Raw genomic sequence first — 19715 nt, 5'->3', positions numbered from 1 at the left:
ATGAAAATAAATAATTTTAAAACTTATATACTTGGAGTGGCGGTATTTTTTTCTGCCTCCAGCTGCACCGGAGACTTTGAAGATTTTAATAAGCAAAAAGTGGGTGGTCCGGAAAATTTTTATGCAGATTTTAAAGCAATTGTAGATCCTATGAAATCCATACAAAGAGGTTTTCAGGCAGATTATCAGTTAGCGACCAATCTTAATGCAGATATGTATAGCGGAATGTTCAGTACAGCATCACAATTTAATGGGGGAACAAATAATCTTACCTATTTAATGATGGATGGCTGGAACAATAGAATCATTGCGAGACAGCAGGATACTTTTAATAATTCTATTATCATTGATAATGCGGCAAAAGACAATTATCCGGGGATAGATTTCACAGCAACTTTTGCAGTAAAAAAAATATTGAAAATTCTTACAGCATCAAGAGTTTCAGATCGCCACGGACCCGTAGTGTACAGCAAATATGACACGCCTAATGCAAACGGTATTACAGATTTCGATTCTCAGCAGGACGCTTACAATAATTTTATTCATGATCTTACCGTTGCTATTGCTGATTTGCAAAAAGTACAAAATACTCCAGCAACGCAGAATGTAGAAGATAAAAGTGTTGTGAAAAAATCAGATTTGATTTATGGTGGAGATATAGCAAAATGGGCAAAATTGGCCAACTCTCTTAAACTGAGATTTGCGTTGCGTATGAGCTATGCTGATCCCGCAAAGTCAAGACAGTATGCTGAAGAAGCGCTGGCCTCATCCGCAGGATTGATATCCGATAATGCAGACAATGCTTTAATCAGTGTTGGGCAGCACGAATTAAGTTTTATTATCTATTCGTGGGGTGACTGTTCTATAGGGGCACCCATCATGGCTTATATGAATGGTTTCAAAGATCCCAGACTTTCTGCATATGCCAACCCGGCAACCGATCCGGCAACCTATATCAATGGTAAACCTCAATATATAGGAATACGTCAAGGGATTAATTTAATAAATGGGCAACCGACATACGGTGGTTATTCGCAACCGGCAGCAAGAGCTGCCAGCGGTGATTATTTTTCCGGCGTAAATGGAAAGTTCAAACTGTTTACGGCTGCTGAAACCTGGTTTTTAAAAGCTGAAGCAGCCTTGAGAGGTTATTCAGGGGCAGGTGACATACAGGCTAATTATCAGGCGGGTGTCAGCCAGTCTTTTGGAGAATGGGGTAAAAGTGCTGACGCAGCTACTTATCTTGCAGATGGTGTTTCTACAGAAGCTCCTTATATTGATCCAAAAAATGCAGATAATAATATACTTGCCGGAAATTCACAATTAAGTACAATTACAATTGCCTGGAATAGCAGTGATTCTAACGAAAAGAAACTGGAAAGAATTATTACTCAAAAATGGCTGGCTCTTTATCCGGACGGTCCTGAAGCATGGGCTGAACAGAGAAGAACAGGGTATCCGGTTTTATTCAAAGTCAGAAAAAATGATAGTGGCGGATTAATCAGTACAGATCAGATGATCAGAAGAGTTCCGTTCACAAATGATACCAAAAATTCAACTTTTAACTATGCACAGGCCGTTCAGCAGTTAGGTGGCCCTGACAACGGAGGCACCAAGCTTTGGTGGGATAAAAAGTAATAATTTTAAGCAGATCAAAAATAAAGATATAGAGGCCATCTCAAAAGTCAGATTTAATTTGGTTTTTTTCATTCCGGAAGGAGAAATTTCTTAAAACGTTTGTTTCAGAATTCTTCAATTTTAGTTTCGTTTCAATCCGGAATGCCACTTTTGAGAGGTCCTCTTTTCTTTACTATTTTAATTTGAATATGGGAAATAATAAGTCTGAAACTCGCTCAGTAAAGCCGATCTTCTGGATCTCCACATTATATTTTGCAATGGGAATACCCTTTGTGACCATTAATGCGGTTTCCGGAATTATGTATAAGGATATGGGGGTTTCAGATTCCAAGATTACATTCTGGACGGCACTTATTATGTTTTCCTGGACCTTAAAACCTCTCTGGAGCCCTTTTCTGGAGATTTATAAGACCAAAAAGTTCTTTGTTGTTGCCACTCAGTTTGCTATAGGAATTCTGTTTGCTTTGGTTGCCTTAACGCTTCCTTTGCCGGATTTTTTCAAATACAGCATTGCCCTTTTTGCGGTGGTTGCATTTTGTGGCGCTACGCATGACATTGCTGCAGATGGAACCTACATCAATTTTTTAACGAACAAAGAACAGGCAAAATACATTGGTTGGCAGGGAGCTTTCTATAACCTGGCCAAAATCATAAGCAGCGGAGTTCTGGTTTATTTTGCCGGTGTTTTAGAAAAAACAAAAGGAGTGGTCAATGCCTGGATGATCATCATGGGTATTTATGGCCTTCTGTTTTTGGTGTTGGCTATTTACCATTACGCTGTTTTACCGAAAGAAAATAAACAGGAAAAAGAAACCAGAAAAGCTGGAAACATTCGTAAAGAGCTGTTGGAAGTGATCATCTCTTTCTTCAAAAAGAAAAATATCATGTGGGCTGTACTGTTCATTATCCTCTACCGTTTTGCGGAAGGATTTGCGATCAAAATTGCCCCTTTATTTTTCAAAGCTCCGAGAACATCAGGCGGATTGGGATTATCTACCTCAGAGATTGGACTTATTTATGGGACCTACGGTTCAGCGGCATTTATTTTAGGATCTGTACTGGCCGGTTATTTTATTGCTGCCAGAGGACTGAAAAAATCGCTGATATGGCTGTGTTCGGCCTTTAATATTCCATTTGTAGTCTATGCATTACTGGCCTATTTCCAGCCGACAGAACTGCTTCCGGTAGGAATTGCCGTCGTAGTGGAATATTTTGGTTACGGATTCGGTTTTGTAGGGCTCATGCTTTACATCATGCAGCAGATCGCACCGGGTGAACATAAAACGGCTCACTACGCTTTTGCAACCGGGATTATGAATCTTGGGGTAATGATTCCCGGAATGTTCAGCGGAATGATCAGCGACTGGATAGGATACAAGATGTTTTTTATCTGGGTTCTGATTGCTACCATTCCGGCTTTTGTCGTGACATTACTTGTGCCATTCTCTTATCCTGATCAGCCGAAAGAACACTAAATCATTCATTAAACATACAAATAAAAGTAAAAATACTTTATGACATTTCAACCAGCAAAGATCCCTTGGCAGGATCGTCCGGAAGACAGCCGGGATATCATGTGGCGTTACTCTGCAAATCCGATTATCAACAGATATGCAATACCTACGTCCAACAGCATTTTTAACAGTGCGGTGGTTCCTTTTGAAGATGGGTTCGCGGGAGTTTTCCGTTGCGATAATAAAGCCGTGCAGATGAATATTTTTGCAGGCTTCAGTAAGGATGGGATCAATTGGGAGATCAATCATGATCCTATTGATATGAAAGCCGGAAATACTGAAATGATAGAATCTGACTATAAATACGACCCCCGCGTTGCCTTTATAGAAGACCGCTACTGGATCACATGGTGTAACGGATATCATGGCCCGACGATCGGAATAGCCTATACTTTTGATTTTAAAGAATTCTTTCAGTGCGAAAATGCATTCCTTCCTTTCAACAGAAACGGAGTTCTTTTCCCTGAAAAAATAGATGGTAAATATGCCATGCTGAGCAGACCGAGTGATAACGGACATACGCCTTTCGGAGATATCTACATCAGCTACAGCCCGGATATGAAATACTGGGGTGAGCACCGTTGCGTTATGAAAGTAGCACCGTTTGAAGACAGTGCGTGGCAGTGTACAAAGATAGGAGCGGGGCCTGTTCCTATTAAAACGGATGAAGGATGGCTGCTTTTCTATCATGGAGTAATCAATACCTGCAGAGGGTTCCGTTATTCTATGGGAGCATCGCTGCTGGACCTTGAAGATCCGTCAAAAGTACTGTACAGAACGAAACCTTATTTACTGGCTCCGGCAGAACTGTATGAACTTACGGGAGATATTCCCAATGTGGTGTTCCCGTGTGCGGCCCTTTCGGAAGGAGATAAGGTAACCGTATATTATGGAGCAGCGGATACCGTTGTGGCCATAGCGTTTGGATATATTTCTGAAATTATTGATTTTATGAAAAAGAATTCGCTGTAAGCTGATTCAAAAATATAAAGAATATGCCGGTCAACTTTATTTTCCTGCTCGTTGAAATCATTGTTTCGGTTTTTATATTGTTAAATAAACTCCTATCTTGAGAAATTTTTAAGATTTCCCTATTATGATTATGAAAAAAGAACTGCTTATATTTTTGTCAATGATCCTGTTTTCTCATGTTGGAAACGCTCAGCAACGGAAGGATAATGTCCTTTCATGGGTAGATCCTTTCATAGGAACAGGAGGGCACGGCCATACCTTTCCCGGAGCAACTACGCCTTTTGGAATGATCCAGCTCAGCCCGGATCAGAATACCAAAAGTGGTGACTGGGACTGGTGTTCAGGGTATCATTACAGCAGTAAAACCATTATGGGATTCAGTCATAATCATCTCAGCGGAACAGGCTGGGCAGATCTTGGAGATATTTTAGTAATGCCAACCGTCGGGAAAATAAAGATGCTTCCGGGCTCGGAAGATAAACCGGAAAGTGGCTACCGTTCTACATTCAGCCACGAAAGAGAAACCGCTTCACCGGGATATTATTCCGTGATGTTGGACAGTTACGGAATTAAAGCCGAGCTGACCGCTTCTCCGAGAGTAGGTTTCCATAAATATACCTTCCCAAAGAGTGAAGAATCCAATGTCATCATTGATCCTACCAATAAAATCTTCGGGAATATTTATCATACGCTGGTAAGCATAGAAGGAAACAATAAGATCAAAGGATATTGCTACAGCAACGGCTGGGGCGGAAAACGTTTTGCTTATTTCGTGATGGAATTTTCAAAACCGTTTAAATCTTACGGAACTTATTCTGAAGGGAAATTAAAAGAGAACGAAAAAATTGCTCTTGCCAAAGATGCCAAAGCTTTCGTGAGATTTTCAACTGAAGAGAATGAAAGCATTGAAGTGAAAGTTTCTCTATCTCCCGTAAGTACGGAAGGTGCGCAGGAAAACTTTGATGCCGAAGCTAAGAATGTAAATTTTGCACAGGCTAAAGAAACAGCTCAGAATACATGGAGAGATCTTATCAACAGATTCCAGGTGACCGGCGGTACGGATGACCAGAGAAAAATCTTCTATACCGGAGTGTATCACACATTCATTGCGCCTAATCTGTATATGGATACCAATGGAGATTATGTAGCCGCGCAGGAAAACATGAACACCAAATGGTTTACGAACTACAGTACCTATTCCTATTGGGACGGTTTCAGAGCAACACACCCTTTGCTGACCATTATGGATCAGAAACATACAAAAGAATTCGCCAACTCTCTGATCAGCAGATACACAGACCGTAAAGATCACATGCCTATCTGGGAATTGTGCGGGTACGATAACTTCTGTATGCTCGGTTACCACAGTGTGTCGGTGATCTGGGACGCGATTTCCAAAGGCGTACCGGGAATTGATCAGGAGAAAGCATTTGCCGCGATGAAAGATGCTTCTTTAACGGATAAAATTAGCAGCAGCGATGGCGGAGGAGGCCTTAATGATTATATTAAATTAGGCTACACCCCATCAGAAAACGGAGCTTCAGTTTCGGCAACGCTGGAATACGCGTATGACGACTGGTGCATTCAGCAGCTTGCTGAAAAACTGGGTAAAAAAGAAGAAGCGGAAGTGTATAAGAAACGCTCTATGAGCTTCCTTAACACCTTCAACAAAGAAAATAAACATTTCTGGCCAAGACAGAAAAACGGAGAATTCCTTGCTGATTTTACGCTCAACGACTGGAAAAAACTTCAGCCGCACTGGGTATCCGGAAATATTTGGGCTTACGATTTCTTTGTTCCTCATCAGATCGATGAAATGATGAATTTATACGGAGGAAAAAAAGGATTTGAAGAAAAACTGGACAAAACCTTTACGGAAGAACTTAAAATGATCGGTGAGCAGCATGTAGATATTTCAGGATTCATAGGTTCTCTGGGATTCGGTGATGAACCGGGGCATCATGTTCCTTACCTGTACAACTACGCGGGAGCTCCTTACAAAACCCAGAAAATGATCAAATTCATCCGCGATAATATGTACGCAGCAAAACCAGACGGCATTGTCAATAATGAAGACTGCGGTCAGATGTCTGCATGGTATATTTTCTCTTCATTAGGATTCTACCCGGTGACTCCCGGAAAACCTGTATATGCCATTGGTGCACCACAGTTTCCGAAAGTAGCCTTAAAACTGGAGAATGGAAAAACCTTCACAGTCATTGCAGAGAAGATCTCGGATAAAAATATCTACGTTCAGAAAATGTTCCTGAACGGGAAAGAATTCAAAAGCTGGGAAATCAATCACAGCGATATTATGAATGGTGGCGAACTGAAATTTGTAATGGGAAGCAAGCCTGTAAAATAGATCAAAAAAATAACGAAATATAAAAGTATAATGGAAAGGAGAAAATTTATAAAGACAAGTGCACTGGCAGGAGCAGGATTGATGTTTACTCAAAATGTTTTCGCAAAAACATTGAGCGTAGAAAATTTCCCTGTAGTCCGCGTTCCGAAAGATAAAAGACATTTTACGAGTGAAGCGGTAGAAAGTGCAATTGAAGCTTTTAAAAAGAAAGTGAAGAATAAAGAGCTGTCATGGCTTTTTGAAAACTGCTTTCCCAATACTTTAGATACCACCGTTTTTTATAAAGAAATTAATGGAACTCCGGACACTTATGTGATTACGGGAGATATAGATGCTATGTGGCTTCGCGACAGTTCTGCACAGGTTTTCCCATACCTGCAGTTCTCAAAGAAGGATGAAAAACTTCACAAGCTGATCTCCGGAGTGATTCACAAACAAACCGAATTCATCCTGAAAGATCCTTATGCGAATGCTTTTTATAACGATAACAATAAAATAAGCAAGTGGAAAGAATACGATCATACGGATATGAAACCCGGAACCCACGAAAGAAAATGGGAGATCGATTCACTGTGCTATCCGATTCGTCTGGCTTACCACTTCTGGAAAACTACCGGAGATACGACACCTTTTGATAACAATTGGCTGCAGGGAATTAAACTGACTTTACAGACTTTCATAGAGCAGCAGAGAAAAACCGGTTTAGGCCCTTACCAGTTCGAGCGTACGACAGCCTGGGCTACAGATGGCATTCCGATGGGAGGTTACGGTTATCCGACAAAACCTGTAGGATTGATCAATTCTATGTTCCGTCCGAGTGATGATGCTACCATCTATGCTTTCCTTATTCCTTCCAATTTATTTGCAGTTGTGAGTTTACGCCAGGCAGCAGAAATGGTTTCGCAGATCAAAAATGAAAAAGCGCTGGCTCAGCAGCTGAACAGTCTGGCTGATGAGGTAGACGCGGCCATCAAGAAATACGGAATCTACAATCACCCTCAATACGGAAAGATTTATGCCTTCGAAACCAATGGATTCGGTAGTTATAATTTAATGGATGATGCCAATTGTCCAAGCCTTTTAGGTCTTCCTTATCTGGGCGCCGTAAAAGCTGATGATCCGGTTTATATAAATACCAGAAATTACGTTTGGTCAGAAGACAATCCTTTCTTTTTTAAAGGAAAACTGGCAGAAGGAATCGGTGGACCACACATCGGTCTTGATATGATCTGGCCAATGAGCATCATTATGAAAGCCCTTACTACGAAAGACAGAAAGGAAATCAAATGGTGTATAGATACTTTACAGAAAACCCATGGAGGAACAGGCTTTATGCACGAGTCCTTCCATAAAGACAATGATAAAAAGTTCACCAGAGAATGGTTTGCATGGGCCAATACATTATTCGGAGAACTGTTATGGAAAACCTTTAACGAGAATCAGGATTTACTGACTTAGACTCGATATTTGCAGAAGGTGGCAGCATGCCCTTTATTCCCGTTTTTTTAGTTGCAGTGTTTTACAAAGAATTCATTGAGGGAAAACCTTTTGACATTCTCAGGCATTAACTGATCATTTTCTTCTTTTTGGAAGGGAATGAATAGATATAAATACATCAAAATAACTTAAAAAAAACATTATGAAAAAAGCCATTACTACTTTGATCCTCATGATCATCCATGCGATGCCTGTGCTCAGTGCACAGCAGCTTAATCCTACGGGAATATGCTATGTAGAGGTGAATAACAATAATATCCTGAATGCCGGAGCCTATAAGCTGCAGACATCAGGGAATTATCTGTTTAATGTCGTGAATATTTTTGCTGCCAATATTAATTATGATGCTGCCCGCGGGAGAGCCTATCTGAGCAATAATAACAACGTGACCAAAGTGCTCACCAATGCCAGTACGTATATAAAACCGCTTCAGGATAAAGGGATGAAAGTGGTTTTAACGATTCTTGGAAATCATCAGGGAGCAGGGTTCTGTAATTTTCCAACCCGTGAAGCAGCGCGTGATTTTGCACAGCAGCTTGCCCATACGGTAAATACTTACGGTCTGGACGGAATCGATTTTGATGATGAATACTCAGATTACGGACAAAATGGAACAGGCCAGCCCAATGACAGCTCTTTTGTGATGCTTGTTCAGGAATTAAGAGCACTGCTTCCGGATAAAATTATATCATTCTATTATTATGGTCCCGCGGCTTCAAGACTTTCCTGGAACGGATTGAGAGTGGGCGACTTTATCAATTACAGCTGGAACGCCATGTACGGAACGTTTTCTGCACCCAATGTTCCTCCTCTTACGAAAGCACAGATTTCTCCCGCAGCAGTGTGGATGGGAAATACTTCTAATGCTACAACAACAAGTTTAGCCAATCAAACCAAAACTGGTGGATACGGACTTTTTCTGTGGTATGATCTTCACGGAACCAATGAAACCGCGCAGCTTTCTGCCGGAACCCAAACTTTATACGGACAACAGACGGTTTTGAGCACTCCTTTACAGTCATGGACGGCTGGAGCCAATTGTGATGCTCCAATCGGGTTATTCACCAGCAACCTTACCGGAACAAGTGCAAAACTGAACTGGTCAGCGGTAGGAACCAATACCTATGATGTAGATTATAAATTAGCTACAGCTACAACATGGACAAGCGTGGCAACGGCGATTTCTGCTACTTCTGTCACCGTATCCGGATTGACAGCCAATTCAGAGTATGACTGGAGAATCAGAACGAACTGCAGCGTGAAAAGTACTTATATTTTCGCTCCGAGATTCAAAAGTGTGGGCGGGACAACTCCGTCAGGATCAACCTCTCTTTTATTGGATGGTACCAGTGAATCCGGTTCTGCAGGGAATATGAATTTAAGCGGGTCAGCATTATCTTTCGAAGGCTGGATCAAACCTTCGTCTTTCAAATCAGGCTTTCCCTATATATCGTCAATTATGGGAACAGAGGTCAGTACAGGAAATTCTGCTCTTTTACGTTTAGGTGATGCCAGTCTTGCGAATAACAAGCTTCAGTTTGTCATCAGTATTAACAATACATCACAGAAACTGGCGGGTACTACAGCATTAAATGCCAATACATGGTATCATGTTGCAGCAACATACGATGGTTCTGCGATGAAAATTTACATTAATGGCGTTCTTGATGCCAGCAGATCTCAAACAGGGAGCATTACTTCCAACGGAGCGTTTAATGTAGGCTATGCTTATGATAGTTCCCGTAATTTTCAGGGAAAGATAGACGAGTTCAGAGTTTGGAAAAGAGCATTGACCCAGACAGAAATCAGCCAGAAAATGTGTAATGTAACGCTTCCGGCTACTTCTCTTGCTGCCTATTGGAAATTTAATGAAGGGAGCGGTTCATCAGTTCAGGACAGTTCAGGAAACGGATTGGCGTTAACGCTGACAGGTGTGGATGCTTCTAACTGGGCAACAGATATTCCATGTCCGGCAGGAAATCAGAAGGCTTCAGCAAGTGCTAAAAATCAAAAGATAGATTCGGAGCTGGTGTCAGCTAAAAAACAGATCAGATTGTACCCAAATCCAATGAGTGCATCGTCCCCGCTTACGGTTTCTGTTCCTGAAGAATATAGCAGAGGAAAATTATCGGTTTATAATTTTAATGGAGGTGTTGTAGAAACCAAAATACTTCAGGCCGGAGATCACCCGTATGATCTGTCGAAGCTTTCGATGGGGAATTATATCATTCAGTTCGAATCTCAGGACGGTAGTTTGAAACAGACAGAAAAATTAATTATAAAATAAAAAACAGTCATTGGGCTTCGGCCCGATGATTTTATCTGCCATTAAAACTTATAGACTATGAAAAAAAAATCCATTCTTACTGCCCTGATCGCACTGGTCATTCAAGCGGCATCCGGACTTCAGGCACAGCAGCTCAATCCTTTGGGTGTATGCTATGTGGAAGTGAATAACAGCAATATGCTGAATGCGGGATCTTATACCTTACAGAACACGAACAGACAGCTTTTTGATGTTGCCATTATTTTTGCAGCCAACATCAACTATGACGTTTCGAAAAGCAGAGCTTATATCTCGAGCAATAACAATGTAACTAAGGTCTTGAATGACGTCAATACTTATGTAAGGCCTCTACAGCAAAAAGGAATTAAAGTGCTGCTGGATATCTTAGGAAATCATCAGGGAGCGGGTATTTCCAATTTCCCGAATCGTGAAGCGGCCCGTGATTTTGCACAACAGATTGCTCATACAGTCTACACTTACGGTTTGGATGGAGTAGATCTGGATGATGAATATGCAGGCTATGGAAATAACGGAACAGGACAGCCGAACAACAGTTCTTTTGTTATGTTGTTGCAGGAACTCAAATTAGCCATGCCGGATAAGCTGATCACTTTTTATTATATTGGTCCAGCGATATCAAGACAGAGTTACAATGGGGATGCAGCCGGAAATTATATCAATTACGCCTGGAATCCGTATTACGGAACGTATAGCGCTCCTTCAGTACCGCCACTTACCAATTCCAAACTTTCCGCTGCGGCTACCTGGATTCAGAACAGCAATCCACAGTCAACGTCTCCCGCTACACTTACAACGCTCGCCACCAACACCATGAATGATGGGTACGGAGTGTTTATGTGGTATGATCTTAATGCAGCCAACAATGCCAGCTACCTGAGTACCGGATCCAATATTCTGTACGGTGAAAATACTTTGCTTAGCGGTCAGCTTTATTCCTGGACACAGGGTGATGCCTGCGATCCGCCTTTAGGACTTGAAGTAACGAATACCACAGGAACTTCAGCGAAATTAAACTGGACGGGTAATGCTTCCCAGACTTACAATATTGATTACAAACCAGCCAATTCAACTACATGGGTGAATGTGGCGACCAATTTGTCAGGAAATAATACCATCATCAACAACCTTACCCTGAATACTGAATATGACTGGAGAATACAGTCGAACTGTTCTGCAACCATAAAAAGTACTTATCTGTTTGCACCCCGTTTTAATTCAGGAAGCACATGCGGAACGCCATCAGACATGAAGTCCGAAAGCTACCTGGGAGCTACAACTAAATTATCCTGGGATGCCGTAGGAACTGCTACTGCTTACAATTTACAGTATAAAACTTCTGCAGCAACCACCTGGACTGATGTTCCTAATGTTGCTACTAATTCATATACCCTTCCGGCTTTAACCGAAAATACAAACTATGTATGGAAAGTTCAGGCTGTATGTGGGGGAACAACGACCAGCGTATATTCCGGTGAATCTACATTTAACAGTGGATTTGCTCCTGTACAGAGCCCTGGCGCCAGATCACTTTCGTTCAATGGAAGCACAAATTATCTGAATGCGGGACAGTTTAACCTTAGCGGAAATGCTGTGACCTTTGAAGGATGGGTAAAAGTAAAGGCATTCAAACCCAATTTTCCTTATATCTCATCCGTAATGGGTATTGAAGTAGGGGACAGTAATTCTGCAATGCTGAGGTTTGGAGATGGAAATTTGGCTAATAACAAACTGCAATTTATATTAAGCTTTGGAACTTCTCAGATAAAGCTGAATTCTGTGAGCACATTTAACACCAATACATGGTATCATATCGCGGCGACTTATGATGGTTCGGCAATGAAAATGTATATCAATGGTGTTCTGGATGCAAGTGTTGCTGCAACAGGTAATTTCACCGCAAATGGTATTCTTTATCTGGCCAGAAATTATGAAAACGCAAGAACCCTTAATGGATTCTTAGACGAATTCAGAGTATGGAAAAGAGCATTAACACCAGCGGAACTTCTTGCCAACAACTGCGGTGTTCCGGCCAACTCGCCGAATCTTGAAGCGAACTGGAGAATGAATGAAGGCAGCGGAAACGGAGCTTTGGATGCTACCGCAAACACGCACTTTGCAACGCTGACCAATATGACCAATACCAACTGGAGAACAGATGTAGCCTGTACTGCGCTATCCACACAGGATATTTCTTCGGAAAAAAATAAGGTAGGTTATGTATATCCAAACCCGGTTAAAAAAGGAAATGACATCCATTTTACCATCAAAGACAAATCTGCCAGTGAAATCACTTTATATGATATGGCAGGGAAATTAATAGTCAGCAAAAAAATAGACAAAAATGATATGGTGATCAGCAGCCAGAATTTATCTGCGGGAACCTATATCTATACCATACAGTCAAAAGACAGCAAGACACCATCTTCCGGAAAAGTGATTGTAGAATAAAAAAGTAATCCTCATTAGGCGTATAAAAAGTAAAAATAAATTAGGGGATTTTATTATGGGCAGACAGGGAGCCAACCGGCTTTCTTGTCTGTCTGTTTTAATAGTAAAAAGAGTATTGATAAATAATATTCGGGATAGGAGAAAAGAATAAAGAGCAAAGGTGTCAGACATGAGATAGAAGTAAGAAAGTTGAGATGATAAGACTGAAAAACGGGTAGGAATTATCTTAACCATGTCAAGGTTCAAAACCTTGACATGGTTAATAACTACTTAGATTATTTAATAATATCGTTTTAGATCTTAGCACAACAGTCTGATATCTGACGTCTGAAATCTAGTATCTGACCAAAGAAAAAAATATCATAAAAGAATGCAAAATATAGTAGGAATAGACATTGGCGGTTCGCATATTACCATGGCGCAGGTGGATCCGGAGAAGCGCGAAATCATCAGTTCTACATATGTGAGAGAACATGTGTATTCTTTCGGGCCAAAGGAAACTATTTTTTCTGCCTGGATCTCTGCCATTGAAAAAGTGACCCATGATTTAGTTAAAAGTGAGCTTCTCATCGGTATAGCGATGCCCGGTCCTTTTGATTATGAAAACGGCATTTCGCTGATGCAGCAGGGAAAATTTATCGATATGTATCAGGTCAATATTAAACAGGAACTGATTGAAAGGCTTGGCATTTCATCCGATCAGATTTATTTTGTGAATGATGCCGGAGCTTTTCTTGAAGGAGAGGTTTTCGGAGGCTGCGTACAGGATTACCGTAAAGTTTTTGGAGTTACTCTGGGAACAGGTCTGGGAACGGCTTTTTATGATGGAGAAGTAGCCTCAGATGAAGATTTGTGGGATTCACCTTTCAAAGATTCTATCTGTGAAGATTACCTTGCCACACGTTGGTTCGTGAATCATTATAAAGCTTTAACCGGTGGAGAAATATCAGGAACGAAAGACCTGTTGGATCAGCCGGAAGACATCCAGAAGAAAATCTTTGATGATTATGCAGATTCTTTTGCAGACTTCATTGTACAATATGTCAGAAACTACAATCCCGAAGTTTTGGTCATAGGCGGGAATATTGCAAAAGTCTATCCTTATTTTAAGAAGAGGTTAAATCAGCATCTGGAAGAGCATAAAATCAAGCTTCCTATTAAAATTTCCGCTATTTTTGAAGATGCGGCCATTCTGGGTGCTGCAGGTTATGCTTTGAAGAAAAGCAACAGATAAATTAACAAAACGATATCATGAAGTCTTTATTTTCAACTTTTTTTATTGTACTCAATATCTTTGCGCTGGGCCAGGGAATATCGCCTGCGGATTATGTCAACCCTTTAATGGGAACCCAATCCAAGCCATCGCTGTCCAATGGGAATACCTATCCAGCCATAGGACTTCCGTGGGGAATGAACCTATGGACGCCACAAACCGGAAAAATGGGTGACGGATGGGCATATACCTACGATGCAGACAAGATCAAAGGATTTAAGCAGACCCACCAGCCATCTCCATGGATGAATGATTACGGTGCTTTCGCCATCATGCCTGGAGTCGGTAAACTAAAATTTAAGGAGGAAGAACGTGCAAGCTGGTTCAGCCACAAAGCAGAGAATGCAAAACCGTATAGCTACAGCGTTTATCTGGCTGATATCAATGTAACGACAGAGCTTACTCCAACGGAAAGAGCTGCTTTCTTTAAATTTGATTTCCCCAAAACAGACAGCGCATATGTGGTGATTGATGCCTTAAACAAAGGATCCTACATTAAAATTCTTCCTAAAGAACGAAAAATTCTTGGGTACACCACAAAGTATTCCAGAGGAAAATATAATAATTTCAAGAACTATTTTGTCATCCAGTTTGATAAAGATTTTGATTTAACGACGACCTGGAAAGACAGCGTTTTTGTGAAGAATCAATTGGAAATTACAAGCGATCACGCAGGAGCCATTGTTGGATTTAAACTCAAAAATAAAGAAAGTGTTTATGCAAGAACAGCTTCTTCATTCATCAGCTTCGAGCAGGCAGAACTCAATCTGAAAAGAGAAATTGCAGGCAGAAATTTTGAACAGGTAAAAGCAGATGCTAAAAATATCTGGAATAAAACCTTAGGAAGAATAGAGGTGAAAGGCGGAACGGATCAGCAGATGAGAACATTTTATTCCTCTCTGTACAGAACATTGTTTTTCCCTCAGAAATTATACGAAATAGATGCAAACAACAAAGTAAAACACTGGAGTCCTTACAACGGCAAAATTCTCGATGGGAAAATGTTTGCAGGAACAGGCTTCTGGGATACTTTCAGAGCTTTGTATCCTTTCCTGAATCTGGTCTATCCAAGCATCAATGTAGAAATGCAGGAAGGTTTGGCCAATACATTCAAGGAAGGAGGATTTCTTCCGGAGTGGAGCAGTCCGGGATATTCTGACATCATGATCGGGAATAACTCAGCTTCGGTAGTGGCAGATGCCTACATCAAAGGACTTCGCGGATATGATGTGGAAACCCTTTGGCAGGCCGTAAAACATGGAGCCAATAACGAAGGTCCGATTGACGCTGTCGGCCGTAGGGGAGTGGAATATTATAATACTTTAGGCTACGTTCCTTACGATGTGAAGATCAATGAAAATGCTGCCAGAACGTTGGAATATGCTTATGATGATTTTGCCATTTATCAGTTAGGAAAAGCATTGGGAAAACCCGCTTCGGAAATTGATATTTATAAAAAAAGAGCAGATAACTATAAAAACGTATTTGACCCGGAAACCGGCTTGATGCGTGGCAAAAATAAAGATGGAAAATTCCAGTCACCATTCAATCCGTTTAAATGGGGCGATGCCTTTACAGAAGGAAACAGCTGGCATTACACCTGGTCGGTTTTCCAGGATATCGACGGTTTGTCTAAATTAATGGGTGGCAAAAAGAAATTTGAAGCTAAGCTGGATGAAGTATTTTCCCTTCCTCCGGTGTTTGACGACAGTTATTATGGCAGCGTCATCCACGAAATCCGCGAAATGCAGATCATGAATATGGGACAGTATGCCCACGGAAACCAACCGATCCAGCATATGATTTATTTGTACAACTATGCCGGAGCGCCTTACAAAACGCAGTACTGGACAAGACAGGTGATGGATAAGCTTTATTATGCAACGCCGGACGGCTATTGTGGTGATGAAGATAACGGCCAGACTTCCGCATGGTATGTATTCTCAGCATTAGGATTTTATCCGGTAACACCAGCTACAGATCAATATGTTTTGGGAGCGCCGCTTTTCAAAGAAGCAGTGATTCACCTGGAAAATGGTAAGAAAATTGAAATAAAAGCACCAGCCAACAGTGCTGAAAATCTATATGTTAAATCGTTAAACGTAAATCTTCGGTCTTATTCAAAAAACTGGCTCAGTCACAAAGAACTGATGAATGGAGCCGTACTGGAATTCCAGATGGACAGCAAGCCGAATAAAGAAAGAGGCTCGCAGGAAAAGGATTTTCCATACTCCATGTCGAAGGAATAATGATCAACAAACTTTATATTTGAAAATAATTTTAGAACAGGAATACATTATGAATGCAGAGAAAACAGAAATATTTGAGAAAGTAACCAAAATGCTGGAAACCCAGGGTTTTGCTATTGCGGCAAAAGATGATACAAGACCATGGGGTGGCTTTTTCGTGATCGATGAAAATCAGGCTCAGGATTTTGCGAATCAGTATTTTGACGGAATCGATGTAGAAAGTCTGAAAATAGGCGGAAAACTGAGTCCTAAAATCCTTTTGGTGGCCCCAAATGCCCGTCTAAGCTGGCAGTACCACCACCGCAGAGCTGAAATCTGGCAGGTAGTGGAAGGTACGGTTGGGATCAAAACAAGCAATACCGATGAAGAAGGCGAGTTGAAAGAATACCATCCAGCAGATCAGATCAAGCTTCAGCAGGGTGAAAGACACAGGCTGATAGGACTTGACGGTTGGGGTGTTGTTGCTGAAATCTGGCAGCATACCGATGCTTCCCATCCTTCAGATGAAGACGACATTGTAAGAGTACAGGACGATTTCGGAAGATAATCTTCTATGATATAAAAAGTAAAACCAGCATCGATTCGATGCTGGTTTTGTTTTATGTTATGGTGAGATATAAACCTTATAGGTTTGTTAGCTGGTTTGTTTGTAATCAGTTTGTAGCCTCCTTCATCAAATCAACTTGTTGATTCCTCCTTTGCTACACTCAAATCTACATTACAAAAAATCAACTTTGCGTTTAAAAAAAACGAATAACTAGAAAGTCACATCAAGACCCACATAAAAATTAGCCTTCATAATAGGCGCATACACCATTCCGCCATCAAAATAATTTCCAAAAGGATTTCTGAAATCAACAATGGCATTTTTCTGATAATAAGACGTAAGGTTTTCACCGCCTACATAAGCTCTGATCTTTTTATTAAAGTTTCTTGAGATCTGTGCATTCAGTACGGCATAAGAATCAGAATATACCGGTAACTGAAATTCAGCAGGATTAGTTGATGTGTCCGGAAGTCTCTGTTTTCCTACCCAATTCAGGGTCGTATCAAAACTCCAGAATCCTCCATTGTTATTTTTATTCGTTGCATAGGCAAGATTCACAAAACCTCTGTGCTTGGCCATAAAAGGAACTTCTCTTCTGCCATCTATATAATCTGCCTGAACATCGTAATATTTATAAGCCAATCTCACATCAAAGTTCTTGAAAGGTGTAAAATCCCACTGCGTCTGGAAAGAGTTCGCAAAAGATTTTCCTTCCAAATTATAGAAGGTCAGCTGTTGTGGAGAACGGTCAAGATCAACAAGTACCTGATCCTGGAAATCTGTTCTGAAAAAATCCGCCACAATGGATGACTTTCTTCCGAAAAGTTTGAACTCCTGCTGTAAGCTGGCTCCATAGTTCCATGCAATTTCAGGTCTTAATCCGTAAATATTTCCACCGTTCTGAAGAATCTGAATGCTTCTGTTCGATGCAAAATACTGTTGGTTTTCTGCAAAAACATTGGCCGTTCTGAATCCTCTTCCCGCAGAAAGTCTTAAGATCGTCTGAGGCGTGAAATCGTATTTAAAATTAAGTCTTGGCGTAAACTGAGTACCTGCAAGATTGTGAAAATCCGCTCGGGCTCCTGCTACTAAAGTATATTTTAATCCTGTTAAAGTATACTCTGCAAAAATTCCGGGAACAATTTCATTTCGCTTCATGTCATCCTTTAAATACGTTTCCTCGTAGCCGTCATACAAAAAGCTGGCTCCTGCTTTATACTTGTGATTCGTATTCCCGATGATACTTTCAAAGATTAAATTTGAATAATACGTATGCTGTTTTCCGGCATAATTTCTCAATCCGAAAAAGCTGTCCTGCTGGTGATACACATATTGGTTCATCCAGCCTAAGCTCTGGTAAGGTTTTCCTTTAAATACATATCCTGTTTTATTCCAAACCTGAAATCTGGAAATATCAATTCCGACACCGTAGGCACCCTGCTCGTCCTGAGGAAGCTTTTTATCAAAACCAATCTGTCCGGCCGTTCTCTCATCCTTGATGAAATTAATCCCGAAATGAGATCCGAATCCTGATTTTTCAAGATCGTTATAATTAAGGAGATAAGCTGCGTTAATTTGCGTTCCTTTCGGTCTGTCCAGGAAAGTATCGTGATTCATATCCGTATCTCCGAAAGTTCCGTTTCCATGCAGTAAAAAGGTCTGAGACCATTTATCGTTGATAGGAGAGACGCTCGTGATATTGGCTTCCGCTCTTCCGTTGAAATCAGCGAAAATATTTAATGAAGTTTCCGGCTCTTTAGCATTTTTCAAAAGTTCAGTATTGATCTGTCCTGTGATGCTCTCATAGCCGTTTGTTACCGTACTTCCCCCTTTTGTGAGCTGAATACTTTCAATCCATCTTCCGGGAATGAAATTCAGCCCATACGCGGAAGCCAGACCTCTAATCTCCGGTAAAAGCTCCTTCGTTAAACTGGTGTATTTCTGATCCAGACCCAGCATTTTCAACTGTTTGGTTCCTGTAACGGCATTACTGAAGGAAACGTCTACTGTGGCATTAGTTTCAAAACTTTCTGACAGATTACAGCAAGCTGCTTTCAGTAATTCTTTTTTATCAATATTAAAGACAAGACCTGCTTCTTTTTTGCTTAATGCAGTCGCTGCTTTTGACCCGGTAATGGTAACGCCTTCAATGTTTTTTTCAGACGGTTGATGATCTTCAGACTGAACAGCTGCCTGATGTTCTTTGTGATTGTCCTGCTTTGTTCCTTCCTCGAAATGAACATTTGGGTTCGCTTCTCCAAGAGGAATATCTCTATCATAGAGACAACATCCCGGAAGGTTTTTGTAAACCGCGTCTGTTGTTTTGTGTTTTTCATTGTCATGACCTGCATCGGCAATCGCTTTCAGAACCTTATCTGATGAGGTTTTTGAAGGGTCAAAATGTAGAGTGACCGTTTGCTTTTCTGCGCTCCATTCTGCGGAATCTGCACCGGCTGTTTTGGCTGCTTTTTCTATTCTGGCTTTACACGAAGCACAGTTTCCTTTTACATAAAACTCATTTTCGTTTTTTGCATGTTGCTGATGATGAGCTTCTGTGGCAGATGGCTGAAGATCCCTTTCATAATGACAGCATCCCGGAAGACCTGTATAAACATTGTCCGGTGATTTGAATTTTTCATTGTCGTGACCGGCATCGGCTACTTTCTTTAGGATTTCATCTGCAGAAACCTTACCGTCGGTTTCAAGGGTTAAAGTCTGCATATCAATAGAGTAAACAGCAGTTTTAGCACCCGCTTTTTTGGCAGCAGTTTCTATTCTGGTCTGGCACATTTCACAGTTTCCTTTGACCTTGAACTGATTTTTTGAAAGATTTTGAGCGGATATAAAATGTACAGACAGGATCATTAGACCAAGAATAAACTTGGAAATATATAATTTCATTTT

At 40.9% G+C, this 19715-nt stretch carries 11 protein-coding genes; 10 read left to right on the top strand and 1 reads right to left on the bottom strand.

Going from position 1 to position 19715, the window contains the following annotated elements; translation table 11 throughout:
• From BM143_RS17445 to BM143_RS17400, 10 genes are all read left to right on the top strand, one after another.
• A complete protein-coding gene (locus BM143_RS17445; protein WP_090025902.1) occupies positions 1 to 1638 on the top strand; it encodes a SusD/RagB family nutrient-binding outer membrane lipoprotein in 1638 nt (545 codons plus the stop codon).
• A gap of 188 nt (positions 1639 to 1826) precedes the next feature.
• Positions 1827 to 3113: an MFS transporter gene (locus BM143_RS17440; RefSeq protein ID WP_090025900.1), complete on the top strand. Its 1287-nt coding sequence runs from the start codon at positions 1827 to 1829 to the stop codon at positions 3111 to 3113.
• 39 nt (positions 3114 to 3152) lie between these two features.
• On the top strand, positions 3153 to 4124 hold the full coding sequence (locus BM143_RS17435; RefSeq protein WP_034724069.1) for a glycoside hydrolase family 130 protein: 972 nt from the start codon (positions 3153 to 3155) through the stop codon (positions 4122 to 4124).
• Positions 4125 to 4254: 130 nt separating this feature from the next.
• Positions 4255 to 6489 carry a GH92 family glycosyl hydrolase gene (locus BM143_RS17430; RefSeq protein ID WP_090025898.1) on the top strand — a complete coding sequence of 745 codons (2235 nt, stop codon included), beginning with the start codon at positions 4255 to 4257 and terminating at the stop codon, positions 6487 to 6489.
• A 30-nt stretch (positions 6490 to 6519) separates the two neighbouring features.
• Positions 6520 to 7947 (top strand): glycoside hydrolase family 125 protein, encoded by a 1428-nt coding sequence (locus tag BM143_RS17425; protein ID WP_047450841.1) that lies wholly within the window; start codon positions 6520 to 6522, stop codon positions 7945 to 7947.
• Between the two features lie 181 nt (positions 7948 to 8128).
• Entirely contained in the window at positions 8129 to 10273 is a 2145-nt protein-coding gene (locus BM143_RS17420) for an endo-beta-N-acetylglucosaminidase H (RefSeq protein WP_090025896.1), read from the top strand.
• Positions 10274 to 10330: 57 nt separating this feature from the next.
• Positions 10331 to 12742 carry an endo-beta-N-acetylglucosaminidase H gene (locus tag BM143_RS17415; RefSeq protein WP_090025893.1) on the top strand — a complete coding sequence of 804 codons (2412 nt, stop codon included), beginning with the start codon at positions 10331 to 10333 and terminating at the stop codon, positions 12740 to 12742.
• Between the two features lie 370 nt (positions 12743 to 13112).
• Entirely contained in the window at positions 13113 to 13976 is an 864-nt protein-coding gene (locus tag BM143_RS17410) for an ROK family protein (RefSeq protein WP_090025891.1), read from the top strand.
• 17 nt (positions 13977 to 13993) lie between these two features.
• Positions 13994 to 16264, top strand: a complete 2271-nt coding sequence (locus BM143_RS17405) for a GH92 family glycosyl hydrolase (RefSeq protein ID WP_090025889.1) — start codon at positions 13994 to 13996, stop codon at positions 16262 to 16264.
• 19 nt (positions 16265 to 16283) lie between these two features.
• Complete coding sequence (locus BM143_RS17400) at positions 16284 to 16811, top strand: cupin domain-containing protein (protein WP_228430875.1); 528 nt, start codon at positions 16284 to 16286, stop codon at positions 16809 to 16811.
• Between the two features lie 210 nt (positions 16812 to 17021).
• Here BM143_RS17400 and BM143_RS17395 read toward each other — a convergent pair whose 3' ends face one another.
• Positions 17022 to 19712, bottom strand: coding sequence for a TonB-dependent receptor domain-containing protein (locus BM143_RS17395; RefSeq protein WP_185116556.1), 2691 nt, complete (start codon positions 19710 to 19712; stop codon positions 17022 to 17024).
• Positions 19713 to 19715 lie beyond the last annotated feature (3 nt).

This window comes from Chryseobacterium oleae, assembly GCF_900115055.1.
Taxonomy (GTDB): Bacteria; Bacteroidota; Bacteroidia; order Flavobacteriales; family Weeksellaceae; genus Chryseobacterium; species Chryseobacterium oleae.
This window is presented reverse-complemented; position numbering and strand designations above follow the sequence as displayed.